At 60.8% G+C, this 25,168-nt stretch carries 23 protein-coding genes; 8 read left to right on the plus strand and 15 right to left on the minus strand.

All coding sequences use genetic code 11. The features are described 5' to 3' along the window. Nucleotides 1–42: 42 nt before the first annotated feature. The 7 genes from QM007_RS06350 to QM007_RS06380 all read right to left on the minus strand — a co-directional run bounded on the left by QM007_RS06350 (nt 43) and on the right by QM007_RS06380 (nt 6,825). Complete coding sequence (locus QM007_RS06350) at nt 43–1,305, minus strand: FAD-dependent oxidoreductase (RefSeq protein WP_283489192.1); 1,263 nt, start codon at nt 1,303–1,305, stop codon at nt 43–45. A gap of 273 nt (nt 1,306–1,578) precedes the next feature. Beyond that, on the minus strand, nt 1,579–1,710 hold the full coding sequence (locus QM007_RS06355; RefSeq protein WP_283489193.1) for a hypothetical protein: 132 nt from the start codon (nt 1,708–1,710) through the stop codon (nt 1,579–1,581). 403 nt (nt 1,711–2,113) lie between these two features. Beyond that, the gene (locus QM007_RS06360) at nt 2,114–2,443 is read right to left on the minus strand and encodes a metal-sulfur cluster assembly factor (protein WP_283489194.1); all 330 of its coding nucleotides are present in this window, start codon (nt 2,441–2,443) and stop codon (nt 2,114–2,116) included. Nucleotides 2,444–2,470: 27 nt separating this feature from the next. After that, entirely contained in the window at nt 2,471–3,229 is a 759-nt protein-coding gene (gene sufC / locus QM007_RS06365; RefSeq protein WP_135011738.1) for a Fe-S cluster assembly ATPase SufC, read from the minus strand. Nucleotides 3,230–3,258: 29 nt separating this feature from the next. Continuing rightward, nucleotides 3,259–4,506, minus strand: a complete 1,248-nt coding sequence (gene sufD / locus QM007_RS06370; protein ID WP_283489195.1) for a Fe-S cluster assembly protein SufD — start codon at nt 4,504–4,506, stop codon at nt 3,259–3,261. Nucleotides 4,507–4,509: 3 nt separating this feature from the next. Further along, complete coding sequence (gene sufB / locus QM007_RS06375) at nt 4,510–5,967, minus strand: Fe-S cluster assembly protein SufB (protein ID WP_135011742.1); 1,458 nt, start codon at nt 5,965–5,967, stop codon at nt 4,510–4,512. A 99-nt stretch (nt 5,968–6,066) separates the two neighbouring features. Continuing rightward, complete coding sequence (locus QM007_RS06380; protein WP_283489196.1) at nt 6,067–6,825, minus strand: helix-turn-helix transcriptional regulator; 759 nt, start codon at nt 6,823–6,825, stop codon at nt 6,067–6,069. Nucleotides 6,826–6,964: 139 nt separating this feature from the next. Between QM007_RS06380 and QM007_RS06385 the strand changes: the two genes are divergently transcribed. The 3 genes from QM007_RS06385 to QM007_RS06395 are packed head-to-tail and all read left to right on the plus strand — an operon-like array spanning nt 6,965 to nt 9,983. Next, nucleotides 6,965–7,999, plus strand: a complete 1,035-nt coding sequence (locus QM007_RS06385) for an ABC transporter ATP-binding protein (RefSeq protein ID WP_283489197.1) — start codon at nt 6,965–6,967, stop codon at nt 7,997–7,999. Further along, nucleotides 7,996–8,763, plus strand: a complete 768-nt coding sequence (locus QM007_RS06390) for an ABC transporter permease (RefSeq protein WP_283489198.1) — start codon at nt 7,996–7,998, stop codon at nt 8,761–8,763. The genes QM007_RS06385 and QM007_RS06390 overlap by 4 nt, the downstream gene beginning before the upstream one ends. A gap of 41 nt (nt 8,764–8,804) precedes the next feature. Further along, nucleotides 8,805–9,983: a COX15/CtaA family protein gene (locus tag QM007_RS06395; RefSeq protein WP_283489199.1), complete on the plus strand. Its 1,179-nt coding sequence runs from the start codon at nt 8,805–8,807 to the stop codon at nt 9,981–9,983. Between the two features lie 98 nt (nt 9,984–10,081). Here the strand turns inward: QM007_RS06395 and QM007_RS06400 are convergent, their stop codons facing one another. Continuing rightward, nucleotides 10,082–11,065, minus strand: a complete 984-nt coding sequence (locus QM007_RS06400) for a heme o synthase (protein ID WP_502949048.1) — start codon at nt 11,063–11,065, stop codon at nt 10,082–10,084. 455 nt (nt 11,066–11,520) lie between these two features. Between QM007_RS06400 and tkt the strand changes: the two genes are divergently transcribed. The 5 genes from tkt (at nt 11,521) to pgl (ending at nt 18,233) form a co-directional block, all read left to right on the plus strand. Further along, nucleotides 11,521–13,632 carry a transketolase gene (gene tkt / locus QM007_RS06405; RefSeq protein ID WP_283489200.1) on the plus strand — a complete coding sequence of 704 codons (2,112 nt, stop codon included), beginning with the start codon at nt 11,521–11,523 and terminating at the stop codon, nt 13,630–13,632. A 26-nt stretch (nt 13,633–13,658) separates the two neighbouring features. Then, nucleotides 13,659–14,765 (plus strand): transaldolase, encoded by a 1,107-nt coding sequence (gene tal, locus QM007_RS06410; protein ID WP_283489201.1) that lies wholly within the window; start codon nt 13,659–13,661, stop codon nt 14,763–14,765. Nucleotides 14,766–14,951: 186 nt separating this feature from the next. Then, nucleotides 14,952–16,487: a glucose-6-phosphate dehydrogenase gene (zwf, locus tag QM007_RS06415; RefSeq protein WP_283489202.1), complete on the plus strand. Its 1,536-nt coding sequence runs from the start codon at nt 14,952–14,954 to the stop codon at nt 16,485–16,487. Continuing rightward, nucleotides 16,484–17,467, plus strand: coding sequence for a glucose-6-phosphate dehydrogenase assembly protein OpcA (locus QM007_RS06420; RefSeq protein WP_283489203.1), 984 nt, complete (start codon nt 16,484–16,486; stop codon nt 17,465–17,467). Before zwf ends, QM007_RS06420 begins: the two co-directional genes overlap by 4 nt. Next, nucleotides 17,460–18,233, plus strand: a complete 774-nt coding sequence (gene pgl, locus QM007_RS06425) for a 6-phosphogluconolactonase (protein WP_283489204.1) — start codon at nt 17,460–17,462, stop codon at nt 18,231–18,233. The genes QM007_RS06420 and pgl overlap by 8 nt, the downstream gene beginning before the upstream one ends. A 71-nt stretch (nt 18,234–18,304) precedes the next feature. Here pgl and secG read toward each other — a convergent pair whose 3' ends face one another. The 7 genes from secG to rapZ form a co-directional block, all read right to left on the minus strand. After that, the gene (gene secG / locus QM007_RS06430; protein WP_283489205.1) at nt 18,305–18,562 is read right to left on the minus strand and encodes a preprotein translocase subunit SecG; all 258 of its coding nucleotides are present in this window, start codon (nt 18,560–18,562) and stop codon (nt 18,305–18,307) included. 74 nt (nt 18,563–18,636) lie between these two features. After that, nucleotides 18,637–19,413: a triose-phosphate isomerase gene (gene tpiA / locus QM007_RS06435; RefSeq protein ID WP_283489206.1), complete on the minus strand. Its 777-nt coding sequence runs from the start codon at nt 19,411–19,413 to the stop codon at nt 18,637–18,639. 102 nt (nt 19,414–19,515) lie between these two features. Further along, nucleotides 19,516–20,739, minus strand: a complete 1,224-nt coding sequence (locus QM007_RS06440; protein ID WP_283489207.1) for a phosphoglycerate kinase — start codon at nt 20,737–20,739, stop codon at nt 19,516–19,518. 150 nt (nt 20,740–20,889) lie between these two features. Continuing rightward, a complete protein-coding gene (gap, locus tag QM007_RS06445; protein WP_283489208.1) occupies nt 20,890–21,894 on the minus strand; it encodes a type I glyceraldehyde-3-phosphate dehydrogenase in 1,005 nt (334 codons plus the stop codon). 303 nt (nt 21,895–22,197) lie between these two features. After that, the gene (whiA, locus tag QM007_RS06450) at nt 22,198–23,178 is read right to left on the minus strand and encodes a DNA-binding protein WhiA (protein ID WP_283489209.1); all 981 of its coding nucleotides are present in this window, start codon (nt 23,176–23,178) and stop codon (nt 22,198–22,200) included. Between the two features lie 63 nt (nt 23,179–23,241). Beyond that, nucleotides 23,242–24,264: a gluconeogenesis factor YvcK family protein gene (locus QM007_RS06455; protein ID WP_283489210.1), complete on the minus strand. Its 1,023-nt coding sequence runs from the start codon at nt 24,262–24,264 to the stop codon at nt 23,242–23,244. Beyond that, a complete protein-coding gene (rapZ, locus tag QM007_RS06460; protein WP_283489211.1) occupies nt 24,264–25,154 on the minus strand; it encodes an RNase adapter RapZ in 891 nt (296 codons plus the stop codon). Before rapZ ends, QM007_RS06455 begins: the two co-directional genes overlap by 1 nt. Nucleotides 25,155–25,168 lie beyond the last annotated feature (14 nt).

Below are 25,168 nucleotides of genomic sequence, written 5' to 3' on the forward strand. Positions count from 1 at the left end.
AATAGAAAACAGACTCACCCAGTTTGGTGCACGCTCGCTCACCTAAGCCAGCAGCGCGTTGAACACCTCGGAGGTCGAGGGGTGGGTATAAATGCCCTCACCGACCGCAGCAGCCGGAATCTTCTGGACCATGGCCAGGGCTACCGTGTTGATTAGCTCCTGGGAATCAATGCACCAGAGGGTGGCACCCAGAATCTGGTTGCTCTCCTTCTCTACCACGAACTGGGCGATACCCTCAGGCTGACCCATGATCTTGGGGCGGGGCACAATCGCCAGGTCAGCAATTTTTGACTCGCGCACCTCAACCTTGTAGTCACGCCCAGCAGCCTCGGCGGTCAGACCCACGGTTGAGAGCGGCGGGTCAATAAAGGTGGTGGTAGGCAGCAGACGGCCGGTGCGGGTTCGGGTTCCATCGCCCCAGCGGTGCGACAGCACAATGCGGTGGTCATCATAGGACGCGTAGGTGAACTGGGGTGCGCCGGTTACGTCCCCGACTGCGTAGATACCCTCCACGCTGGTACGGCAGTGTTCATCGACCTCGATTCCCTTCTCGGTGTACTTGACCCCGGCAGCCTCAAGGTCAAGCCCGGCAACTACAGGACGGCGTCCGGTCGCCACCAGAATAGCCTCATCGTCAAGCTGCTCGGCGGCCTGCTCCACTGAGATACGCTGATCAACGATTGTAATGCCCTGATTCTCCAGGTGCTCGCGCACCGCCTGGGCGATGTGCCGGTCGAGGGCGGGCAGGAAGTCCCCCTCGCCCTTGTACATGGTCACCCGGCTACCGAAGCCCGAAAACATGGTGGCGAACTCAAGACCAATCGGCCCGCCGCCAATAATGGCCAGGGACGCCGGGGTGTGCTCTAGCTGCTGAATGCTGGTGGAGTCGTGCACGCGTCCGCCCACCTCAACATCCGAGCTGGCCCCGGTGTTAATAATGATGGTCGAGGCGCTCACCTGCACCTGCTCCCCCACCTGAACAGTAGAAGAATCAAGGAACCTGGCAGCGCCGTCTAGAAGCAGCACTCCCTTGTCTTCCACCATCTTCTGGTTAGCGGCGTTCAAGCGGTCGATGAAAGTATTGCGGTCATCGCGGGCCTCAGTAAATTCCCGGTGCAGGTGGGTCTGCTCCAGCAGGAACTTAGTGGGCACACAACCAATATTGATGCAGGTACCGCCGTACATGGCCGGGTCTTGTTCCACCAGTGCTACCCTATCGCCGGCAGCAGCCCGCTTCATCGCAATGGTCTTTCCTGCCTTGCCAAAACCAATCACCAGTACATCGACGGTGAGCTGTTCCATCATGACTCCTCTGTAGTTTCTTAGGGGCTTACCCTGCCTACCTTACTCCCAGCAGGTCTCCGCCCCGGGCACCCGCCCAGCAATTTCGCGCAGAAAAAACTCCCGCACCAGACGCTGAACATCTAGGAACGGGGAGTTTTCAGGGGATAGCTCGGTTTCAAACCTGCGCTATCGCACATCGCCAATCACGTCGAAGGTGGTTGCTGCACCCTTGGTTTTGGAGTTGACCATCACCGCAATGGAGTTCTTGCCCTGCTTCAGCTCAGAGGCCGGAATCTAAATGACCAGCGGGGTGGTGGCATTATCGGAGCCGCGGGCAACGGGGCCATAAGCAAAGCCCACGCGGCAGCCCTGCTCGCTGGTGCCCAGGAAGTTGACCTGGTACATGGAGAGTACCGGCTTCATCATTTCGCCGGTTTTACCGTCGGGGGTGTAGGTATCTGATGCGGTTGCCCCCGGTAGAGAGGGGTTACTGCTGTAGCAAGTGCGAGTTGCCCACCGGCTGATGGGCGGTGCAAGGTGTGTATATCTAGCTTAGGGTTTGCTTGGCTTGCTCTGCCTGCTATGGGGTGTGGTCATGGCTGAGGCTAAGAGCCACCAACCGGCCCACAAATAAAAACCGGCCAGGATATACGCCCACGTGAAAGCCCGTACAGCACCTAAGATGAGTCTTCAGCGCGAAAAAGACCAAGCTGTGGAACCAGCCACACCGGCTCACCATGACCGGTTACAACAAGGACGCCGCCCCGCACTCCCCTGCCCGAAGACGGGGAAGGTGCGGGGCGGCGTCCTCACATGTTAACCGCATTGGTTAGATGTTGAAGCCGAGGGCGCGCATCTGGTCGCGGCCGTCCTCGGTGATGCGCTCGGGGCCCCACGGGGGCATCCAAACCCAGTTCACATGCCACTCATCAATCATGGTTTCCAGGTTCTGCTGAACCTGTTCCTCGATGACGTCCTGCAGGGGGCAGGCGGCGGTGGTCAGGGTCATGTCAAGCACGAGGGCGCCTTCGTCATTCCAGCGCATACCGTAGAGCAGGCCCAGGTCAACGATGTTGACACCCAGTTCGGGGTCAATCACGTTCATGAGAGCCTCTTCAATGGCCTCTTGGCTGGGGGCACCAGCGGGGGCTTCTGACATAGCAGTCACCTTTCAGTCCAGCCGCTACTACTTAGCAGCCAGGTAGCGCTCGTAGCCTTCTTCTTCAAGACGGTCAGCGAGCTCGGAGCCACCCTGGTCTACCATCTTGCCGTCCACGAAAACGTGAACGAACTGGGGCTTGATGTAGCGCAGGATGCGGGTGTAGTGGGTAATCAGCATAACGCCCATGTCGTTAGCCTGGTGAGCGCGGTTGACGCCCTCAGAAACAACCTTGAGAGCATCGACGTCCAGGCCGGAGTCGGTCTCATCGAGAATACCGAACTTGGGCTTGAGCAGTTCCAGCTGCAGGATTTCGTGGCGCTTCTTTTCGCCGCCGGAGAAGCCTTCGTTGACGTTACGGGAGATGAAGGCGGGGTCGATAGAGAGGTTCTCCATAGCTGCCTTGACGTCCTTGGTCCAGGTGCGCAGGGCGGGAGCTTCGCCGTCAACAGCGGTCTTGGCTGAACGCAGGAAGTTGCTCATGGTGACGCCGGGGATTTCGACGGGGTACTGCATAGCCAGGAAGAGGCCGGCGCGGGCGCGCTCGTCGACGGACATCTCGGTGACATCTTCACCGTCGAGCAGGATCTCACCGGAGTCAATCTGGTACTTGGGGTGGCCGGCGATGGTAGAGGCCAGGGTGGACTTACCGGAGCCGTTGGGGCCCATGATGGCGTGGATTTCACCGGAGTTGATGGTGAGGTTAACGCCCTTGAGGATGGGCTTGGTGTTTTCGTCGTCCAGAATAACGGAGACGTGGAGGTCCTTGATTTCAAGGGTTGCCATAGTTTGTTTCTCCTGTAAAAGGTAAAGCTTTAGTTGTTGGAAATCGCGAGTTCAGCTTCGAGGGCATCGGTGAGCTGTTCTTCGAGCTCGGGGATGCGAATCTGCTGAATAATCTCGTTGAGGAAGCCGCGGACGACCAGGCGGCGGGCTTCAGCCTCGGGAATACCGCGGGCCTGCAGGTACCAGAGGTGCTGCTCGTCGAGCTGACCGGTGGTGGAGGCGTGGCCGGCGCCTTCGATGAGGCCGGTTTCGATTTCCAGGTTGGGCACGGAGTCAGCGCGGGGGCCGTCTTCGAGAATCAGGTTGCGGTTGAGCTCGTAGGTGTCGGTACCTTCTGCGTCCTTACCGATGAGCACATCGCCTACCCATACCGAGTGTGCGCCCTTGCCCTGCAGGGCACCCTTGTAGGTGACGCGGGACTTGCAGTTGGGCTCGGTGTGGGCAACAAAGAGACGGTTCTCAATGTGCTGGCCGGCATCGACAAAGTAGAGGCCGTACATCTCGGTTTCAGCGCCGGGGGCGGTGAACTTGGTGGAGGGGGTGACGCGCACCAGGTCGCCACCGAGGGAGATGTTGACGTGCTTGAACTTGGCATCGCGACCCAGAGCAGCGTACTGGGCTGAGGCGTGAATCGCGTCGTCCTCCCACTGCTGAACGGTGATGACGGTCAGGGAGGACGAGTCACCCACCTTGAATTCAACGTTCTGGGAGAGCACGGCTGAGCCGGTGTGGCGTAGCACGACAACGGCTTTAGAGAAGGGTTTGGTCTCGATGAAGAGGTGCTGGGCTGCGGCGTCCTTGTGGGTGCCGTTGATAGCAACCTCAATCTGGCCTTCCAGTTCAGCTTCGGCGGGAACGGTAATGGCGGTTGCCTCGGAGAAGGTGCTCCAGGCGTTGGCCGCTACACGGTCCTCGGGAATACCTGCTGAGCCGATGCGGGCGTCGTCACGGGCTATGGTCTCAACCTTGACGCCGGCAGGCACGTTGACCTCTACGGCGGGGGCAGCACCGGTGAGTTCATCGGTGTGCAGACCGCCCAGGCGCTTGAGCGGGGTGAAACGCCAGTCTTCTTCGCGGCCGGTGAGGGCAGCGAAGTCTTCAACCTTGTAGGAGGTCTTGCGTTCGGCGCGGGAGCCGTCAATCTCGACCTTGTCGGTGTTGTGCTTTGAGACGCGGATGGTGTCGTCGGTGGCCAGCTCGGTTGCGAGCTTCTCACCTTCCTGGTCCATACCGGGAATCGCGGGGTTGTTGTGACCCTGGTTTTCTGCGTTAGCCATAATTTAGCCTACGGATCCTTCCATCTGGAGTTCGATCAGGCGGTTGAGTTCAAGCGCGTATTCCATGGGCAGCTCGCGGGCGATGGGCTCCACGAAGCCGCGCACAATCATGGCCATAGCTTCGTCTTCGGGCAGACCGCGCTGCTGCAGGTAGAAGAGCTGTTCTTCTGAAACGCGGGAGACGGTTGCCTCGTGGCCCATGGTGACGTCGTCCTCGCGGATATCTACGTAGGGGTAGGTATCTGAGCGGGAGATGGTGTCGACCAGCAGGGCGTCACAGACCACCGAGCTCTTAGCGTGGGAGGCACCCTCGCGCACCTGGACCAGGCCGCGGTAGGCGGCACGGCCACCGTTACGAGCCACAGACTTGGACACGATGGTGGATGAGGTATTGGGGGCGATGTGGACCATCTTGGAACCGGTGTCCTGGTGCTGGCCCTCGCCTGCGAAAGCGATGGAGAGGGTCTCACCCTTGGCGTGCTCACCGACCATGTAAACAGCGGGGTACTTCTGGGTAACCTTAGAGCCGATGTTGCCGTCGATCCATTCCATGGTGGCACCCTCGTGGGCGATGGCGCGCTTGGTCACCAGGTTGTAGACGTTGTTCGACCAGTTCTGAATGGTTGTGTAGCGAACGCGGGCGTTCTTCTTGACCACGATTTCAACCACTGCTGAGTGCAGTGAGTCGGTCTTGTAGATGGGGGCGGTGCAGCCTTCGATGTAGTGAACGTAGGAGCCCTCGTCCGCGATGATGAGCGTACGCTCGAACTGACCCATGTTCTCGGTGTTAATGCGGAAGTAGGCCTGCAGGGGAATCTCTACGTGAACTCCCGGGGGTACGTAAACGAAGGAGCCACCTGACCATACAGCGGTGTTCAGGGCGGCGAACTTGTTGTCACCGGCAGGGATGACGGAGCCGAAGTATTCTTCGAAGAATTCGGGGTGCTCCTTGAGGGCCGTGTCGGTGTCCAGGAAGATAACGCCCTGGGCTTCGAGGTCCTCGCGGATCTGGTGGTAGACAACCTCTGACTCGTACTGGGCGGCAACGCCGGCGACCAGGCGGTTACGTTCTGCTTCGGGGATGCCGAGCTTCTCGTAGGTGTTGCGGATGTCTTCGGGCAGTTCTTCCCAGGTTTCGGCCTGGCGCTCGGTGGAGCGGACGAAGTACTTGATGTTGTCGAAGTCGATGTCCGAGAGGTCTGCACCCCAGGTGGGCATGGGCTTGCGGTCGAAGAACTTGAGGGCCTTCAGGCGAAGGTCCAGCATCCATTCGGGTTCGTTCTTCTTGGCTGAAATGTCGCGCACGACATCTTCGTCAAGACCACGCTTTGCAGCCTGGCCTGCTTCATCGGAGTCAGCCCAGCCGTACTCGTAGGTACCGATACCTTCGAGTTCGGGGTTTGCCTCCAGAATTTCTGAAATGACGGTGTTGTTGGCGGTGCGCTCAACCTGTTCAGTCATTACGGCCTTTCTTGGTGGGTTGGTTTTCACCGAGGTAAGTCGGTGAAATCTTCTTCTCAGTGGCAGGATCTGCTGGGCATGCCCTGCCGGTGGAAAGTTTTAGGGGGCGGTGTCGCCTGCGGTTTCTTCGGGGTTTAGCGGGGCGGACGCCGGTGGTCGGCCGAGCGGGATGTGGGTGGTGCAGACGTGGGCGCCACCTGCCATGGTGGAGAGTCTGCGCACATCGACCCCGAGAAGTTCGGAGATGATTTCGGTTTCCTGGTCGCAGAAGACGGAGAAGTCTTCGGCGAGGTCTCGCACGGGGCAGTGGCCCTGGCAGAGCTGGATGGATGCCAGCAGGTTATCGGGCAGCTTAGACCTCATGCCAACAGCCGGGGCCATCTCATTGGCGGTGGCGACAAAGCCGTCGCGGGTCATTGCTTCTGCCAGCGCTTCGGCGCGGGCTGAAACATCGTCCCCTGCCGCCTCGACGATGGGGCGGTAACGCTCTGCCATGTCGTGGGCGCGGGCCGAGGCGAACTGGCGCAGGGCGTCCTCACCGACGGCGTCCTTCAGCATGGTGAGGGCATCACGGGCGATGTCGAGGTAGTCGTTGCCTAGTTCGCTGTGCCCCTGCGGGGCGATGACGTAGCGGCGGGCAGGACGGCCTGCTCCGGCACCGTACTGGCGGTGGGAGGCAACCTCGATGAGGTTGTTCTTTTCAAGCGCGTCGAGGTGGCGGCGGACGGCTGCCGGGGTGAGGCTGAGCAGTTCACCCAGTTTGGCCGCAGAAACAGGGCCGTGAGTGAGAACTCCCTGGAGCACGCGGTCGCGCGTGCGTTCCTCTGTTTCTGCAGGGCGGGCAGTTTTAGTGGACACAGTTCTGCCTTTCTCTGCGGAATACACAAATAAAGTATGTCGTAATTGTGGCACCTTAAGCTAGTAAGGCCAACCTATTTAAGGCAGTACAGCGGTAGGCGTCCGCCCAGAGCCGAAACGAAAGGGCTAGAATAGACGGGTGACGACACACCACCTTCCCCCCAGCCTTAGCCCACGTGAGAGCGCATCTGACGCCCCCGCGTCCGCCGCTCTCATTATTGACAACCTGGTTAAGGACTTCACTCCATCCAAGGACTTCGCACGCAAGCACCCCGAAGCCCTCACCAGCGAAGGGCTCAAACGAGCGGTCGACCACCTCTCCCTCACCATTGAACCGGGCCAGGTAACGGTTCTGCTGGGAGCTAACGGGGCCGGAAAAACCACCACCCTTGCCTGCGCCCAGGGGCTACTCAAGCCCACCGGCGGTAGCATCTCCCTGCTCGGTCACACCCCCTGGGGAGCCTCCCCCGAACTGCGTGCCCGCGTGGGCATTATGCTGCAGGACGGTGGCCTACCCCCGTCCGTCCGTCCACTTCCCCTGCTGCGGCACATAGCCCGCATGTACACCAACCCCCTCGACGCTGACGCCCTAGCAGCCAGACTCGGTATCGATGCCTTTAACGGCACCACCATCCGCAGGCTCTCGGGCGGGCAGAAACAGCGCGTTGCCCTGGCTGCAGCTATCATTGGGCAGCCCGACATTCTCTTTCTCGACGAGCCCACCGCCGGGCTTGACCCCCAATCCCGCAGCGTCGTCTTCGACATCATTCGCGAACAGCGCGACGCCGGAGTCGCCGTTGTACTCACCACCCACCTGCTCGATGACGCCCAGCGCATCGCCGACTACGTCTACATGATTGAGCACGGCAAGGTAGTGCTCTCAGGCACTATGTCCCAGGTATTAGCAAGCGGGCAGGACGATACCCGCTGCCTGACCTTCACCGCCCCACCCGGCATCACATTGGATGCCATCTGGCCGCAGGTAGACTCCCCCCTCCAACTGGCGGAGAGCCCCGAGGGGCACTACCGGTTGAGCGGCCCACTCACGGCCCAGCACCTGGCCGACCTTACCACCTACTGGGCCGTCCGGGACATCATGCCCGGCGAATTCTCCCTGGCCAACCGCACCCTAGAAGACGTCTTCCTCGAACTATCAGGCAGGGATATCCGATGAGCACCACCTCAACAGCCGCACCAACCCTCACCCGCGTGCTAGCCCAGGGCAAGTTCGAAACGCTTGCCATGCTCAAAAACGGTGAGCAACTCATGCTCAACATCGCCTTCCCCATCATGGGCTTGCTCGCCCTGGCGTTCACGGGCTTTCTAGACCCCTGGGCCAACCGCTACGGGGTTAGCCGCGTCGATATTGCTGTGCCCGGTGTTCTAGCCCTCTGTGTACTCTCCACCGCACTATCGGGCCAGGGCATCGCCACCGGCTTCGACCGCCGCTACGGGGTGCTGCGCTTTATCTCCACCACCCCGCTGGGCAAGGGAGGCCTAATCGCGGGCAAGGTGCTGGCGGTACTCTCAGTGCTCCTGATTCAGTACCTGCTGGTGGGGGCACTTGGCCAGCTGCTGGGCTGGACGGCCACCGTACCCGGCGTCCTCATGTCACTACCCACCCTGTTCCTGGGGGCAGCCTGCTTTACCTCCCTAGGGCTCCTGATTGCAGGCACCGTCCGCGCCGAAGCAACCCTGGCCATCGTCAATATGGCCTGGGTACTGCTGGCTACTGCCGGTGGCATTCTCATTCCCACCGACCGCTACCCCACCTGGCTATCCCCCGTCATTGACCTGCTCCCCTCAGCAGCCCTGGGCAACGCCCTACGCGGGGACTACATCTACCACAGCTTCCTACTGCTACCCCACCTGATCCTGTTGGTAGCAACAGTTCTCTTTGCTGCCCTCGCCACCCGATTCTTTAAATGGTCAGCCTAGTCTGACCCAGACCGTCCGCAACCTTTGTGAAGGAAAGCTCCATGCCGACCCCGCACACGCCCACCGCTGGAACCTACCAGCCAACGACCCTGGGTGAACGCCTCATCCCCCGCCACTACACCCGCTGGATCAAAAAGACCGCCTGGGCTGTAGCCATCGCCAATATCGTGCTGATTATTTCCGGCGGTATCGTCCGTCTCACCGGCTCCGGCCTGGGCTGTGATGCCTGGCCCCGCTGCACCTCGGACGGCTCCTGGACCACCACCCCCGAAATGGGCATCCACGGCCTGGTCGAATTCGGCAACCGCCTGCTGACCTTCGTACTGGTCGCCGTAACCATGATCGCCTTCCTGGCAGTGCTGCGGGTAGTATTCCCGGGGCGGGTGACTTTGGGTCGCTTCATGTGGGGTCTGCTCGTAGGCAGCCGCTCTGAGAACTTCCGTGCTCAAGGTATCGGCGCTTGGTTGGAGTCCCGCGGCTTAGTCGCCCCTCGCTCCAGCTACTCTGACCTCTTCAACCTGACTCTGCTGCTGCTCTGGGGTATTCCGGTGCAGGCTGTGGTCGGCGGAATCTCGGTCTGGCAGCGCCTCAACCCCTGGATGATTACCGCCCACTACATGCTCTCAGCTCTCATGATTATGCTTGCCGGCATCTACCTCAACCGCGTCTACCGCTACTTTGAGGGAACCGCAGCCCGCGAGGGGCTCATCCCCGCCACCAACCCGGCTCATGCCCCAACTCAGAGCGCGGACGCTGGCACCCCCGCGTCCGCCCATCTGATGCGGGCACTCGGATGGATCGGCGTGGTGCTGGTTGTTGCACTGATGTTCATGGGCACCGTTACGACGGGTACCGGCCCGCACGCCGGGGATGCCGAGACCCACCGCCACGCCTTTAACCCCGTGTGGGTAACCCGCCTGCACGGTTCTCTCGTGTGGATCTACTGCGCTTCGGTGCTGGGCTTCTTTGCGCTGTGGCGGTCAAAGGGGTGGGCCCCTATCTTTGGGAAGTCTCTGACCTTTGTGTTGGTGGTACTGGGCTACCAGGCCATCGTGGGCTACACCCAGTACTTCAACGGCCTGCCGATTTGGCTGGTGGAGATGCACCTGATCGGGTCGGGTGTGTTCGCGCTGGCGGCATCATCGCTGTTTGAGCGTCAGCTGGTGCTCTCGTCCCCCGCTGCGCGCGAGAAGGCGGCGGGGCGCGTCCGGACGGCGTAGCCTTCCCCTACTCCGCTCCAAGGGGACCGCAAAACTAAAAAGGGACCGCATAATATGCGGTCCCTTTTTGAAAATCAGGTCCCCTTGTAGGGAAGCGTTTAGAGGGGGAGCACCGGGCCGCCCACGAAGGGGTCGACCGCCAGGGCAATAAACAGCACGGTCAGGTAGGTGATTGAGCCGTGGAAGACCACCATAGCGGTTCGGCTGGTTGCCTGCTCCGCTAGGGCCAGGCGATGCAGCTTGTGGCAGTGGTAAAGGAACCAGGCCCCAATCAGCACAGCGGTTGCGGTGTACACCCAACCAGCGCCGCCCAGGGGCACCAACAGCAGGGAGCACATCACCATGGCCCAGCCGTACAACACCACCTGAACCGAGACGCTCTTGGCCGAGTCGGTCGCGCCCAGCATGGGAATGCCAGCGGCCCGGTAGTCTTCGGCGTACTTCATCGACAGGGGCCAGTAGTGCGGGGGCGTCCAAAGGAAAATCACCATAAAGAGCACCACGGCCGCCCAGGAAATAGTGTTCTCTACAGCCGCCCAGGCGATAAAGACCGGCATGCAGCCCGCCAGGCCGCCCCAGACGATGTTCTGCTTGGTGCGCTTCTTCAGCCACAGGGAGTAGAAGACAACGTAGAGGAAAATCGCGACGACACCGAGACCGGCAGCCAGCGGGTTCACCAGGAAGTAGAGGTACACAATAGAAACAACCGACAGTACCCAGGCGAAGACCAGGGCTTCCCGGTCGGTGAGTTCACCGGTGACCAGCGGACGCTTCTCGGTGCGCTTCATGAGCCTATCGGCTTCTCGGTCGATGTAGCAGTTGAAGGCACATGATGCGCCAGCGGCAAGGGAGCCACCAATCATCGTGTGGAGCACCAGCCAGAGGTTAGGAAATCCGCCGGCGGCAAAAATCATGGTAGGCGCAGTGGTCACCAGCAGCAGTTCGATAATCTGCGGCTTGGTGAGGTGAATGTAAGCCCTGATTTTTCGGCCCAGGGAGACGCGGCCGGGCGCAGCCGCAGCTGAGGCCTGCTGGCTTTTCTCGGTACGGTCGATCACGGTCTTGATGCCATGGCCCTTCACGTATGCTGACTTCCCTTGACTGTTGTGTGTGCAGCTCTCTCAATGCCCACCCGGTCTATTCACTATGTGAAATCCCGGCTAGGTTTCGGCGTGTTGAGGTGTGGACGCCGTCTGCGCGGCAAGGCATGCCCCGCAACACAGATTGAGGTGGCGACTATCACTTTTTACCGATGGCAATCGGCTTGAGCGCACACCAAAAGAGCTTTTGGTCAAATCACATCGTATAACGCCCACCTACTCCCTGGCTAATAGATTAAGCGCACCCCTAAAGCGGGGGCGTCCGCTGAGAGACAAACCAAGCCCACATATTCGCAGGTGAACTATCCTGGAAGTAAAGTCTTGTGCCAGTTTTACCGTGTGCTTGTGTGGGCTTGCCCCGCTCGAGCGACGGTAGGCGGGTAGAAGAATAAATTTGATGAATATTTCTGGGTAGCCAGATTGAGAGAGGACGGCTGATGCCTAACCTAAATCAGAAGCTTGAATGGACCGAGAAAGACCAGCGCGCGGTTGATACCGCTCGTGTGCTTGCTGCGGACGCCGTTGAGAAGGTTGGCTCGGGCCACCCCGGTACCGCAATGAGCCTGGCCCCTGTGGCCTACCTGCTCTTCCAGAAGGTCATGCGTCAAGATCCCCGTGATGACCGCTGGGAAGGTCGCGACCGCTTCATCCTCTCCCCCGGCCACACCTCACTGACCCTGTACAGCCAGCTCTTCCTGGGTGGTTTTGGTCTGGAACTTGAGGATATTAAGGCTCTGCGTACCGCTGGTGCCCTGACCCCCGGCCACCCCGAGTTCGGTCACACTAAAGGTGTCGAAATCACGACCGGCCCCCTGGGCCAGGGCCTGGCATCCGCTGTGGGCTTTGCCTACGCCCAGCGACGCATGCGCGGCCTTTTTGACCCCGAAGCAGCCCCCGGTACCTCCCCCTTTGACCACACTGTCTTCACCATTGCCTCTGAGGGCGACGTGCAGGAGGGTGTAACCGCCGAAGCGTCCGCTCTTGCTGGCCACCAGCAGCTGGGCAACCTGGTTGTCATCTACGACCGCAACCACATCTCCATTGAAGATGACACCGACGTGGCCTTCACCGAGGACGTCACAGCCCGCTACGAAGCCTACGGCTGGGATGTTGCCAAGGTAGATTGGACCGTTGGCGGCGACTACAAGGAAGATATCGAAGCCCTCTACGACGCTATCGTTGCTGCCACCAAGGTCACCGATAAGCCCTCCTTCATCGAGCTGCGCACCATCATTGGCTACCCCGCCCCCACCAAGCAGAACACCGGCGGTATCCACGGCTCTAAGCTGGGTGCCGACGAAGTTGCAGCCACCAAGAAGGTGCTGGGTTTCGACCCCGAGCAGCACTTTGTGGTAGAGCCCGAGATTCTTGAGCACACCCGCGCCCTGGTCGAGCGCAGTGCAGCTGAGCGCGAGGAATGGCAGAAGTCCTTCGATGCCTGGGCTGAGGCAAACCCCGAGCAGGCCAAGCTCTACGAGCGTCTGGTTGCGGGTGAGCTGCCCGCCGAGCTGGATGAGGCCCTGCCCACCTTTGAGGCTGGTACCTCTATCGCCACCCGCGCAGCGTCGGGTAAGGTCATCAACGCTATCGCTCCGGTTCTGCCCGAGCTCTGGGGCGGTTCAGCTGACCTGGCTGGCTCCAATAACACCACCATCGATACCGAAAAGTCCTTCAACCCCGAGTCCCGCTCCACCAAGAGCTGGACCAGCCACCCCTACGGCCGTGTGCTGCACTTCGGCATCCGCGAGCATGCCGCCGCAGCTATCACCAACGGTATCGCGCTCTCCTCACCCACCCGTCCTTTCTCCGGCACCTTCTTCGTCTTTACCGACTACCAGCGCCCGGCTGTCCGCCTGGCAGCGCTCATGGGTGTGCCCAACATCTTCGTCTGGACCCACGACTCCATCGGTCTGGGTGAAGACGGCCCCACCCACCAGCCCGTTGAGCACCTGACCGCTATGCGCGCGATCCCCAACCTCGATGTCGTCCGCCCCGCTGACGGCAACGAAACCGCCGTCGCCTGGCGCAAGATCCTGGACATCAAGGACCACCCCGCCGGCCTAGTGCTCTCCCGCCAGAACCTGACCAACGTGGCCCGTGAAGACCTACATGCGGACGCCGAGGGCGAAAAGTTCGCTTCCGCCAACGGCGCTGCCCGCGGTGGTTATGTGCTGGCTGATACCGAGGGCACCCCCGACGTCATCCTGATTGCCACCGGTTCTGAGGTTGAGGTTGCTCTGGCTGCCCGCACCCAGCTGGGAGGAGAGGGTATCGCCGCCCGCGTTGTCTCCATGCCCTGCCGAGAGTGGTTCGCAGCTGAGTCGGCTGAGTACCGCGAGTCGGTGCTCCCCTCAGCTGTCAAGGCCCGTGTGACCGTTGAAGCCGGTCTGGCCATGCCCTGGATGGACATTCTGGGCGAAGCAGGCCGCGCCGTTTCTCTCGAACACTACGGTGCCTCAGCCTCAGCCGAAGAACTCTTCGCCGACTACGGCTTCACCGCCGAGAACGTCGCTGCCAAGGCCCGCGAATCCATCGCCGCTGCCCGCTAACCGAACTAAAATTCAAGGAAAACATTATGACTACCCCCACTCAGAAACTTTCAGACGCAGGCGTCTCCATCTGGCTCGACGACCTCTCCCGCGAGCGTCTCACCAGCGGTAACTTGCAGGAGCTCATCGACACCAAGAACGTGGTTGGTGTCACCACCAACCCCTCTATCTTCGCTGCCGCCCTGTCCAACGGCGCAGCCTACGCCGAGCAGATGAAGAAGCTGGCTGCAGAAGGTACCGAGGCAGAAGCTGCCGGCTTTGCTGCCATGATTGACGACGTGCGCGATGCCTGCGACGTGTTCGCCCCCATCTACGAGGCAACCCAGGGCTTTGACGGCCGCGTTTCCATCGAGGTTTCCCCGCTGCTGGCCCGCGAATCTGCTGCAACCCTGGCCCAGGCTAAGGAGCTCTACTCAGCAGTTGGCCGTGAGAACGTCATGATTAAGATTCCCGCCACCGAAGAGGGCCTAGAGCCCATCGCTGAGGCCCTGGCTGAAGGTATCTCGGTCAACGTCACCCTGATTTTCTCCCTGGAGCGTTACCGCGCCGTCATCAACGCCTATCTGCTTGGCCTCGAAAAGGCACTGGAAAACGGTAAGGACCTCTCAAAGATCCACTCCGTTGCCTCCTTCTTCGTCTCCCGCGTCGATACCGAAATTGATGCCCGCCTTGAGGCTATCGGCACCGACGAATCCCTCGCCCTGCGCGGCAAGGCCGGTGTAGCTAACGCCCGCCTGGCTTTCGAGGTCTACGAGCAGGCCTTCTCCTCCGAGCGCTGGGCCCGCCTAGAAGCCGCAGGTGCTAACCGCCAGCGTCCGCTCTGGGCCTCCACCGGCGTGAAGAATCCCGCCTACCCCGACACCCTCTACGTCACCGAAATTGCAGCCCCCGGAACCGTCAACACCATGCCCGAGGCAACCCTCAACGCAACCTTCGACCACGCAGAGGTTGCGGGTAACGCTATCGAGGGCACCTACAAGGAATCTACCGAGATCCTCAACCAGCTCGAAGCTGTAGGTATCTCCTACAACGACGTGGTAGAAAAGCTGGAAACCGAAGGCGTTGAGAAGTTCGAGGTCTCCTGGAAGGAACTGCTCGACACCGTCACCGCCGCACTAGCTGACAGCAAGTAGTACCGTTTCACGCTGAGGGTGGGGGGGCATATCCCCCACCCTCACTGCACCCGCTCACCTCGCCCCAAGCCCGGCGGCAAGCGCCAGCCGGCCCGGTGGGCACTAGTACACTAGAACAAGAGAACCGCGGCAGCCCCACACCTTTCGCAGCTGCCGCCCCAACCAACCTGTGAAGGATTCACGGCGGTGGCCAACACTCACGAAAATAACCCCCTGCGCGACCCGCGCGATCGCAGACTGACCCGGGTGGCAGGCCCGTCCTCTCTGGTCTTCTTCGGCGTCACCGGCGACCTTGCGCGCAAGAAACTACTCCCCGCGGTCTACGACCTGGTCAACCGCGGCCTGCTCCCACCCAGCTTCGGCCTGGTCGGTTTCGGACGCCGCGAGTGGAGCCACGAGGACTTCCAGAAGGAGGTGCGCGGGCACGTTGAAGCTCATGCCCGCACCCCCTTCCGAGAGGACGTCTGGAACCAGTTCGCTGCCGGCATTCGCTTTGTCACCGGCACCTTCGACTCCGATGAGTCTTTCGAAAAGCTCAAAGCAACCCTGGCAGAGCTCGACGAAACCCGTGGCACCCGCGGTAACCACGCCTTCTACCTGTCGATTCCTCCCAAGGACTTCGATCGGGTCCTACAGAAGCTAGCCGATCACGACCTGGCTAACCACAACCAGCACGAGGGTTGGCGCCGTGTGGTCATCGAAAAGCCTTTCGGCCACAATCTCGAAACCGCCCGCGAGCTCAACGCCATTGTTGAGCGGGTCTTCCCCGCCGATTCGGTCTTCCGTATCGACCACTACCTGGGCAAAGAAACCGTGCAGAATATTCTGGCCATGCGCTTTGCCAACCAGATGTTTGAACCCCTCTGGAACGCCACCAACGTAGACCACGTGCAGATCACCATGGCCGAGGATATCGGCATCGGTACCCGCGCTGGCTACTACGACGGGGTGGGTGCTGCCCGCGACGTGATTCAGAACCACCTGCTGCAGCTGCTGGCACTCACCGCCATGGAAGAGCCCGTCAGCTTCAACGCCGAGCACCTGCGTGCTGAAAAGGCCAAGGTCTTAGAAGCCGTGCAGATTCCCGAGGATATTGCCTCCGCCTTTGCCATCGGCCAGTACGCTGCCGGTAACCAGGGTGGTGAAGAGGTAAACGGCTTCTTCGATGAGAATGATATTCCCGCAGACTCCCGCACCGAAACCTTCGCCGCTCTCAAGCTGAACATCAATACCCGCCGGTGGGCAGGCGTCCCCTTCTACCTGCGCGCCGGTAAGCGCCTGGGGCGCCGCGTCACCGAAATTGCAGTGGTCTTCAAAAAGGCCCCCAACCTGCTCTTTGGCGGCAGTGCCGATAGCTCCGGGCAGAACGCCATCGTCATCCGTGTACAGCCCGATGAGGGTATGACCCTGCGCTTTGCCTCTAAGGTGCCCGGCACCCAGATGGAAATCCGCGACGTCAACATGGATTTTGGCTACTCTCATTCTTTCACCGAGGAATCCCCCGAGGCCTACGAGCGACTGATTCTCGATGTGCTACTGGGCGAGCCCCCGCTCTTCCCCCGCCACGAAGAGGTCGAACTCTCCTGGAAGATTCTTGACCCCTTCGAAGAATACTGGGAAGAGAACAAGATCAAACCCGAAGCCTACGCACCCGGTTCCTGGGGCCCGGCTTCCGCCCACGAAATGTTAGAACGCGACGGCCGTGCTTGGAGGCGCCCATGATGAAGAAACTCAAAGACACCACCGTGGGGGAGGTCGCCAAGGAGCTCTCCCGCCTGCGGAACGAGGAGGGGGCAACCACATCCTCTCGCGTGCTGACCCTGGTCATTCTGGCCGAAAAGGGGCACTCCAAGACCGCCGTTGAGGCGGCCCTGAAGGCCTCCTATGAGCACCCCTCCCGTATTATCGTCCACATTGACTACGGTCAGGACGCCGAGGACCGACTGGATGCCCGCATTTACATGGGCGGCGACGCGGGTGCTTCAGAACTCATCATTCTGCGCGGGTACGGCTCGGCGGCGGTTGCTACCGAGTCCCTGATTTCAGGGCTGCTTCTGCCCGACTCCCCCATCGTTGCCTGGTGGCCCCACTCAGTCCCCGGGAACCCGGCAGAGCACTCTATCGGCAAGATTGCCCAGCGCCGTATCACCGATTCAGCCCGCGCCTATGATCCCCTTGGCGTGCTTGAGAAACTGGCTGCCAGCTACAAGGACGGCGATACCGACCTGGCCTGGATTCGCTTGACCCTCTGGCGTATTCAGATAGCTGCGGTTTTCGATCAGATTGAGCCTGCCCCCGTCAAGCGCGTGGTGGTCTCGGGTTCATCCATGAGCCCCTCGGTGGTCCTGCTCGGTGCCTGGTTAGGTGACCGCCTGGACGCTGAGGTGCACCTGCGCACCACCGATGTGCAGCGCGGCCTCTACAAGGTAGAGCTAGAACGCGAAGACGGTTCCATCATCATCCACCGCCCCGGTCGCAACATCGCCACCATTTCTTCCCCCGGTGTGCCCGACCAGCAGATTTCCCTGCCTGCGCGCTCCCTAGCCGACTGCCTGGCTGAAGAGCTGCGCCGCCTTGACCCCGATGAGGTTTACGGCGAGGTACTCAAGTCTGTTGTCACCAGTGGCAACATCATGGTCGATGTGAACGTAGACGATGTTCACGATGAGGGCGCCGACTATACGGAGGTCTACGATGCCTAACCCTGTCATCGTTCCCCACCTCGATAAGGCCCAGCTGCAGCTGGCCGGTGCCACCCGCATTATCAATGTGGCTGCCACCGCTGTAGCTGCCCGCGGTATCGCTCACCTGTCGCTGACCGGCGGCACCATGGGCATTGCGGTGCTTGCCGGTATTGCAGAAAGCCCGCTGAGCGCTACCGTGGACTGGTCCAAGGTTCATTTCTGGTGGTCAGACGAGCGGTTCGTGCCCAGCGGCCACGCTGACCGGAATGAGCAGCAGGCCAAGGACGCCTGGCTCAGCTCCCTGGGGCTACCTGAGGAAAACCTTCACATCATGGGCGCCTCTGACATCTTTGATACCCCGGAGGCTGCAGCAGAATTCTATGCAGCTGAGCTGGCCCGTTTCGCCCCCGAGGGTGAGGCCTCTCCTCTCTTTGACCTGACCTTGCTGGGCATGGGCCCTGATGGCCACATCGCTTCCCTCTTCCCCGGCCGGTCAGAGATTCTTGAGGCTGAGGCTACCGCTCTCGCTGTGTACGATTCGCCCAAGCCCCCGCCCACCCGCGTGAGCCTGACCCTACCGGTTATCAACTACTCAGAGCGCATCTGGTTCCTGGTTACCGGTAGCGACAAGGCCGAGGCAAGTGCCCGCCTACGGGCGGCGTCCGCTCTGACCGAAACCCAGCTAACCACCGAGATCCTCACCCAGACCCCGGCAGCTGGGGCCCGCGGCCTGCTCGAAACCCTGATTCTGGCAACCGAGGACGCCCTCGGCTCAGTTTCCTAGAGTTCAGGTATTTAGAGACAAAAAATTCCCGCCTACCGGTGAACCGGTAGGCGGGAATTTTTGATGTAAGCCTAGATAACGGCGGTTTCAGAGAAACGCATCACCAGGGCGTAGCCAATAATTGCGAAGACCCAGAGCAGAATCACTGTGACGGTCAGGCGAATCAGGTTTTTGGACGCCATGCCCGATGAGTTCAGCGAGGTGGTCATGCCACCGCCGAACATGTCTGAAAGACCGCCACCCTTACCGCGGTTCAGCAGAACCAGCAGGATGGTAAGAATGCTCGCAATAGCGATGAGGACCATCAGAATAATCTTGAGGGTTTCCACGCAGAACCTTTCAGTCGGGTTGGTCAGCGCTTCGAAGCGCCATCAATCTACTATACCCCTAGTTAGGGTATCTTCTAGGCCTTGTAGCGGGCGATGTTAGCGAATTCGGTGGCGTCGAGGGAAGCGCCGCCCACCAGAACGCCATCGACGTCTGCTTCAGCCATGATTTCGGGAGCTGATGCAGCCTTGACGGAGCCGCCGTAGAGTACGCGGACCTTGTCAGCTACCTCTGCTGAGTAGAGCTTGGTCAGTTCCTCACGGATAGCCTTGCTCATTTCCTGGGCGTCAGCTGCGGTTGCAACCTTGCCGGTGCCGATAGCCCAGACGGGCTCGTAGGCAACAACCAGGGTTTCAGCCTGTTCAGCGGTCAGGCCCTCGATAGAGCCGCGCAGTTGCTCCAGGGTGAACGCAACGTGCTCGCCAGCTTCACGCTTGTCGAGGCCTTCGCCCACGCAGAGCACGGGGGTCAGGGCGTTGCGGTAGGCAGCCTGTACCTTGGCGGCGCAGATACCGTCGGTTTCACCGTGGATGGTGCGACGTTCTGAGTGGCCAACCAGTACATAGGTTGCGCCGAGCTTCTTGAGGAAGACGCCGGAGATGTCGCCGGTGTAGGCACCGGAGTCCTGGTCTGAGAGGTCCTGGCCGCCGTAGACGATGTTGAGCTTGTCGCCGTCAACGAGGGTCTGTACGGAGCGGATGTCGGTGAAGGGAGGGAAGACGGCAACTTCAGCGGTGTCGTAGTCGAAATTGGTGTCGTCCAGGGTCCAGGCCAGCTTCTGGAGCAGGGTCACACCTTCGGTGTGGTCCATGTTCATCTTCCAGTTGCCTGCGATGAGGGGCTTGCGAGTCATGGGCTCGTTCCTTTCGCGAAATCTTGGGGTGGGTGGGCAGGACGCGGCGGGTGCGGCGTCCTGCCCCTTGGTGGCACTAGCGGTGGCTAGTACCGAATGGTTTTAGGCGCCGAGGGCTTCGAGGCCGGGCAGGGTCTTGCCTTCAATGTATTCGAGGGAGGCACCGCCGCCGGTGGAGATGTGGCCGAACTGATCGTCGGAGAAGCCCAGGTTGCGCACTGCTGATGCTGAGTCGCCGCCGCCGATGATGGAGAAGGCTTCTGATTCAACGAGGGCGTCGGCTACTGCCTTGGTGCCGCCTGAGAAGGCTTCAATTTCGAAGACGCCTACGGGGCCGTTCCAGAAGACCAGCTTGGCATCCTTGATCTTCTGGGCGAAGAGTTCGCGGGTTGCGGGGCCGATGTCGAGGCCTTCTGCCTTGGCGCCCAGCTTGCCGCCGGTCAGGTCTTCGATGGGGCGGATTTCGGTGTTGGCGTCGTTGGAGAAGTCATCTGACCAGACGATGTCTGAGGCAATGATCAGCTCGGTTCCCTTCTTGGGGGCTTCTTCCATGTAGCGCTTGCAGTTTTCGAGCTGGTCTTCTTCCAGCAGGGACTGGCCGACCTCGTAGCCCATAGCCTTGGCGAAGGTGTAGCCCATGCCGCCGCCGATGAGCAGGGCGTCAGCCTTGCCGATGAGGTTGTCGATCACGGCCAGCTTGTCTGAGACCTTAGCGCCACCCATGACAACAACGAAGGGGCGGTCGGGGTTCTTGATGACCTTCTGCAGAACGTCAACTTCGGTCTTGACCAGGTCGCCCAAGTAGGCGGGCAGTTCCTTGGCGATGTCGTACACCGAGGCGTGCTTGCGGTGCACAGCGCCGAAGGCGTCATTCACGTAGGCGCCGTTCTCGCCGGTCAGGGCAGCCAGTTCTGCTGCGAACTCGGCGCGCTCGGCGTCGTCCTTGGAGGTTTCGCGGGCGTCGTAGCGTACGTTTTCAATGACCAGCAGTTCGCCGTCCTTCAGAGCCTCAGCCTTGGCCTTGGCGTCCTCGCCCACCAGGTCGGTTGCGATGATCACGGGGAAGTCTGCCAGTTCAGCCAGGCGCTCTGCGGCAGGCTTGATGGAGTACTGGGGGTCTACCTGGCCCTTGGGGCGACCCAGGTGGGCGGTGACGATGACGCGGGCACCGGCGTCGGTGAGCTTCTTGAGGACGGGCAGGGAAGCGCGGACGCGGCCGTCATCGGTGACGACGCCATCCTTGAGGGGTACGTTCAGGTCGGAACGGACGAGAACGCGGCGGCCTGCCACGCCACCGTCAATGAGCTCTGCGAGAGTCTTAGCCATGGGAGTTTTCTCTCCATTGTTTGTGAGGGTGGATGGGGTGGGCACCAGGGTGGTGCCGGGTATAGGTAAGGGTTAGCGAACCGCGCATGTGCGCGTCGATTCGCTAACCCTATCCTATTGCTGTCTCATGAAAGACCGGTGGATATCAGCTTAGAGAGCTGCAACTACCTTGTTGGTGAACATGACCAGGCGTGATACGTAGCCGTATTCGTTGTCGTACCAGGCGATAACCTTGACCTGGTTGCCGATAACCTTGGTCAGAGGGGCGTCGAAGACGGTTGAGACGGGCTCACCTTCGATGTCCTTGGAGACGATGGGATCCTCGGAGTAGGTGATGATGCCCTTCATGGCACCCTCTGCTGCTTCCTTGACGGCTGCGTTGACTTCTTCAACGGTAACTTCACGTGAAGCGGTGAAGGTCAGGTCGGTGATGGAGCCGGTGGGGGTGGGAACGCGAACAGCGAAGCCGTCCAGCTTGCCCTTCAGTTCGGGCAGAACCAGACCAACAGCTGCTGCCGCACCGGTTGAGGTGGGAACCATGTTCAGGGCTGCGGCGCGGGCGCGGCGCAGGTCTGAGTGGGGGGCGTCCTGCAGGCGCTGGTCAGCGGTGTAGGCGTGGATGGTGGTCATCAGACCCTTTTCGATACCGAACTTGTCGTTCAGTACCTTAGCCATGGGTGCCAGGCAGTTGGTGGTGCAGGATGCGTTTGAAACGATGTTCATGGTGGCTGAATCGTACTGGTCGTCGTTGACGCCCATAACGAAGGTGCCGTCGATGTTCTTACCGGGGGCAGAAAGGATAACCTTCTTGGCGCCAGCTTCGAGGTGAGCCTTTGCCTTCTCACCGTCGGTGAAGAAGCCGGTGGATTCGAGAACAACGTCTACGCCGAGGTCTGCCCAGGGCAGGTCAGCGGGGTTGCGCTCTGCCAGAACCTTGATTTCCTTGCCGTTGACGGTCAGGCCGTTTTCTGAAACAGCAACTTCGCCGTCGAAGCGACCCATGATGGAGTCGTACTTGAGCAGGTGTGCGAGGGTCTTGACGTCGGTCAGGTCGTTGATTGCAACGATTTCGAAACCTTCGCCATGCTGCTGGGCAGCGCGGAAGAAGGTACGACCGATGCGGCCAAAGCCGTTAATAGCTACGCGTACAGTCACTGAAATCAAACTCCTAGATACAGTTAGTGACGTTGGTGGACGAGACGCCGGTTCTGGCGTTTCATCGCCGAACTTGGGAAAACTTAGTTCCTTCAGCTCAAGCGGGTGAGCTCTCGTCCGGTTCGTTAACCATCATACCCTGTTTATGTGAGTTTTGGTGTGTTTCTGTCGGTTTTTTAAGTGGACTTGCGTGCGTTTCAAGGACGCTTCACCCCCGTTTTGACCTGGAAATATGGGTTTTGCCAGGTGAGAGCATGAGCAAGACCACCCAGTAAAGGGCAAACCAACAAAAACCCACACAGCCTAGTTGAGGTGGCTGACGCCGTTCACACCGGCTTCAGTGCCGGGAATGCCGCGTTCAGCTGCCCGCTTATCGGCCATAGCAATCAGGCGGCGGATACGGCCGGCGATAGCATCTTTGGTCATGGGAGGTTCAGCCAGGCGGCCCAGTTCGTCAAGGGATGCCTGCTTGTGGGCAACACGCAGTTCGCCGGCGTAGCGTAGGTGTTCGGGCACCTTGTCACCAAGAATCTCCAGGGCTCGCTCGACACGGGCACCGGCGGCCACAGCAGCCTGAGCTGAACGGCGCAGGTTGGCGTCGTCGAAGTTGGCGAGGCGGTTAGCGGTTGCCCTCACCTCTTTACGGGCACGGCGTTCCCGCCAGTTATCGAGGGCGTCAACAGCACCCATGCGCTCTAGTAGCAGGGAGATGGTTTCACCATCACGCACCACTACCCGGTCTACCCCGCGTACTTCGCGGGCCTTGGCGATGACGTCCAGGCGGCGGGCGGCACCGACCAGGGCCAGGGCAGCCTCGGGGCCGGGGCAGGTAAATTCCAGGGCGGACGAACGCCCGGGCTCGGTCAGCGAGCCGTGAGCCAGGAAGGCCCCGCGCATAACAGCTTCAGCATCGGCCAGGGAGCCGTTAACCACGGCAGGAGGCAGCCCACGGACGGGGCGGCCGCGTCCGTCCAGCAAACCGGTCTGTCGGGCCAGAGCCTCACCGCCCTGATCAACCCGCACAAGGTAGCGCCCGCCCCGGCGCAGCCCGCCACCGGAGATAGAGGTAATGGAAGCGTCGTGGCCGTACATTTCGGCAATGTTATAGCGCAGGCGTTCTGCGGTAGTTTCGAGGTCAACTTCAGCTTCGACCACGATTTTGCCTTGCACGAGGTGCAGACCATTCGTGAAGCGCAAGATTGTGGCTACCTCAGCTTTGCGCACAGATGAGCGCGTGGCTTCGTAGTGTGCCAGCTCTTCTTTGACCGATGCCGTCAGGGCCATGCGGGTCTTCCTCCAAAGTTGTGTCTGCTCTCGTCAGCGCGGGGCGCCGGTGTGTGGTCGGCGTTAGTATTTGAAGACGTGCTTGTAGGCAGCAGCTAGTTTGAGGGGGTCGTGTACGCCGGGTTGGTCAGCTTCTGCCACATCAGCCCAGAGCACCTTCGCCCCTAGCTGGGCTGCTACATCTTCAAATGTCGTGCCTTCTCCTGCGGCGGCGGGGTCAGCGATGACTGTATTAACCCTAATTTCTGGAACGTATTCACGCAAAACGAGCAGGTGGTCTGCGGCACTCATGCCGCGGGTTTCTTTGCCGTCAAGTTCGAGGTTCATCACGAGGCAAATCTTGGCGCTGGTGTTGAGGATCGCGTCGCGCAGGCCGGGCAGGAGCAGGTGCGGGAGCAGGGAGGTATAGAAGGATCCTGGCCCCAAGACCACCCAGTCGGCCTCGTACACCGCGCGGACGGCGTCCGGGCAGGCTTCGGTGTTCTCGGGTAGCAGGCGGACCTTGTCTACACGCCCTGCCTTGGCGAGGGTGGCCTGGCCCTGGACGGTATCGCGGAAGGTCACCCCGTGGTCATTGGTGGTAACGATATCGCCCTCAATCACCAGGGGCCTAGTAGCCATGGGGAGCACACGTCCGCGGGCGTTGAGCAGGGCTCCGGCCCAGTCCAGCCCCGCGATGGTGTCGCCCAACAGTTCCCAAAGAGTAACAATCAGAAGATTACCCAGGGCGTGGTTTTCAAGAGCGGTGGGGCGGTCTGCGCTTCGGGAAGTGAAACGGTGCTGCATGACGTCACGCCAGGTGCGACCCCAATCGGTATCATCGCACAGGGCCGAAAGAGCCATGCGCAGGTCGCCAGGTGGCAGCACATCCAGCTCTTCGCGGAGCTTACCCGAGGAGCCGCCGTCGTCCGCCACGGTCACCACGGCGGTCAGGGCGGTGGTAATGAGTTTGAGGGCAGAAAGGGAGCCGTAGAGGCCGTGCCCACCACCCAGCGCAGTGACGCGAACGGGTAGGTCGTGCCCCTGGGCGGTGACGGGCAGTAGGCCGGTTTCGGGAAACCGTCTCATGCGGGTTGCCTCAGACATTATTCTCGCCCCATGTCGCGGTGGTGCACGGAGATATTTACATCTTCTATCTCGCTCAGGCGGCGGGCGATTTCTTCGCTCACGGCCACCGAGCGGTGCTTACCGCCGGTGCAACCGATAGCGAAGGTGGCATAAAGCTTACCCTCACGTCGGTAGCCAGCAATAACGGGCTGCAAGGCAGCGATGTAGTTGCTGATGAACTCTTCAGTGCCGTCCTGGGCGAAGACAAAGTCGCGGACGCCGGCGTCCTGCCCGGTCTGGGCGCGTAAGCCGGGCACCCAGTGGGGGTTGGGGATGAAGCGCATATCGGCCATATAGTGAACGTCCGAGGGGGTGCCGTACTTAAAACCGAAGCTCATGACGGTGATGTTGACCAGGCGTTCCTTGCCCGGGGCGTAGGTTTCACGCACCTTCTTAGCCAGCTGGTGGATGTTCATGCCGGTAGTGTCGATGACGTAGTCGGCCTCTTCTTGCAGGCCAGCAAAGATACGGCGTTCTTCGGCGATAGCTTCGGCAACCAGACCTCCCTGTTGCAGGGGGTGGGGGCGGCGCTGGGCTTCGTAGCGGGCGATGATGTCCTTATCGGCAGCGTCCATAAAGAGCATGGAGAAGTCGATATCAGAGGCGCGGAGTTTATTGATAGCTTCGGGCAAATCTGCCAGCTGACGGCGGGCACGGATGTCTATACCCACGGCAACCTTAGGCAAGGTGCCCGGTGATTCTTTGACGAGCTGGGCCAGAGAACCGAGCATCTGCGGGGGAATGTTGTCGACCACGTACCAGCCCTCATCTTCGAGGGTGTTGGCAGCGGTGGATCGGCCGGCTCCAGAAATACCGGTGATCACGAGAATCTGCGGTTTGACGGCCTGCTCACTGGAGTTGGGTGACATAAATGGGGGTCTCT

The organism is Rothia sp. SD9660Na, assembly GCF_030064065.1.
Taxonomy (GTDB): domain Bacteria; phylum Actinomycetota; class Actinomycetes; order Actinomycetales; family Micrococcaceae; genus Rothia.

What these genes read in the sequence shown, in the direction of transcription:
- sufB (WP_135011742.1), bottom strand. Translation starts at nt 5,967, where the DNA reads ATGACTGAACAGGTTGAGCGCACCGCCAACAACACCGTCATTTCAGAA.
- tal (WP_283489201.1), top strand. Translation starts at nt 13,659, where the DNA reads ATGACTACCCCCACTCAGAAACTTTCAGACGCAGGCGTCTCCATCTGG.
- QM007_RS06455 (WP_283489210.1), bottom strand. Translation starts at nt 24,264, where the DNA reads ATGTCTGAGGCAACCCGCATGAGACGGTTTCCCGAAACCGGCCTACTG.
- QM007_RS06360 (WP_283489194.1), bottom strand. Translation starts at nt 2,443, where the DNA reads ATGTCAGAAGCCCCCGCTGGTGCCCCCAGCCAAGAGGCCATTGAAGAG.
- pgl (WP_283489204.1), top strand. Translation starts at nt 17,460, where the DNA reads ATGCCTAACCCTGTCATCGTTCCCCACCTCGATAAGGCCCAGCTGCAG.
- tkt (WP_283489200.1), top strand. Translation starts at nt 11,521, where the DNA reads ATGCCTAACCTAAATCAGAAGCTTGAATGGACCGAGAAAGACCAGCGC.
- sufD (WP_283489195.1), bottom strand. Translation starts at nt 4,506, where the DNA reads ATGGCTAACGCAGAAAACCAGGGTCACAACAACCCCGCGATTCCCGGT.
- sufC (WP_135011738.1), bottom strand. Translation starts at nt 3,229, where the DNA reads ATGGCAACCCTTGAAATCAAGGACCTCCACGTCTCCGTTATTCTGGAC.
- QM007_RS06350 (WP_283489192.1), bottom strand. Translation starts at nt 1,305, where the DNA reads ATGATGGAACAGCTCACCGTCGATGTACTGGTGATTGGTTTTGGCAAG.
- whiA (WP_283489209.1), bottom strand. Translation starts at nt 23,178, where the DNA reads ATGGCCCTGACGGCATCGGTCAAAGAAGAGCTGGCACACTACGAAGCC.
- rapZ (WP_283489211.1), bottom strand. Translation starts at nt 25,154, where the DNA reads ATGTCACCCAACTCCAGTGAGCAGGCCGTCAAACCGCAGATTCTCGTG.
- QM007_RS06395 (WP_283489199.1), top strand. Translation starts at nt 8,805, where the DNA reads ATGCCGACCCCGCACACGCCCACCGCTGGAACCTACCAGCCAACGACC.
- QM007_RS06440 (WP_283489207.1), bottom strand. Translation starts at nt 20,739, where the DNA reads ATGGCTAAGACTCTCGCAGAGCTCATTGACGGTGGCGTGGCAGGCCGC.
- tpiA (WP_283489206.1), bottom strand. Translation starts at nt 19,413, where the DNA reads ATGACTCGCAAGCCCCTCATCGCAGGCAACTGGAAGATGAACATGGAC.
- QM007_RS06420 (WP_283489203.1), top strand. Translation starts at nt 16,484, where the DNA reads ATGATGAAGAAACTCAAAGACACCACCGTGGGGGAGGTCGCCAAGGAG.
- QM007_RS06355 (WP_283489193.1), bottom strand. Translation starts at nt 1,710, where the DNA reads ATGATGAAGCCGGTACTCTCCATGTACCAGGTCAACTTCCTGGGCACC.
- QM007_RS06390 (WP_283489198.1), top strand. Translation starts at nt 7,996, where the DNA reads ATGAGCACCACCTCAACAGCCGCACCAACCCTCACCCGCGTGCTAGCC.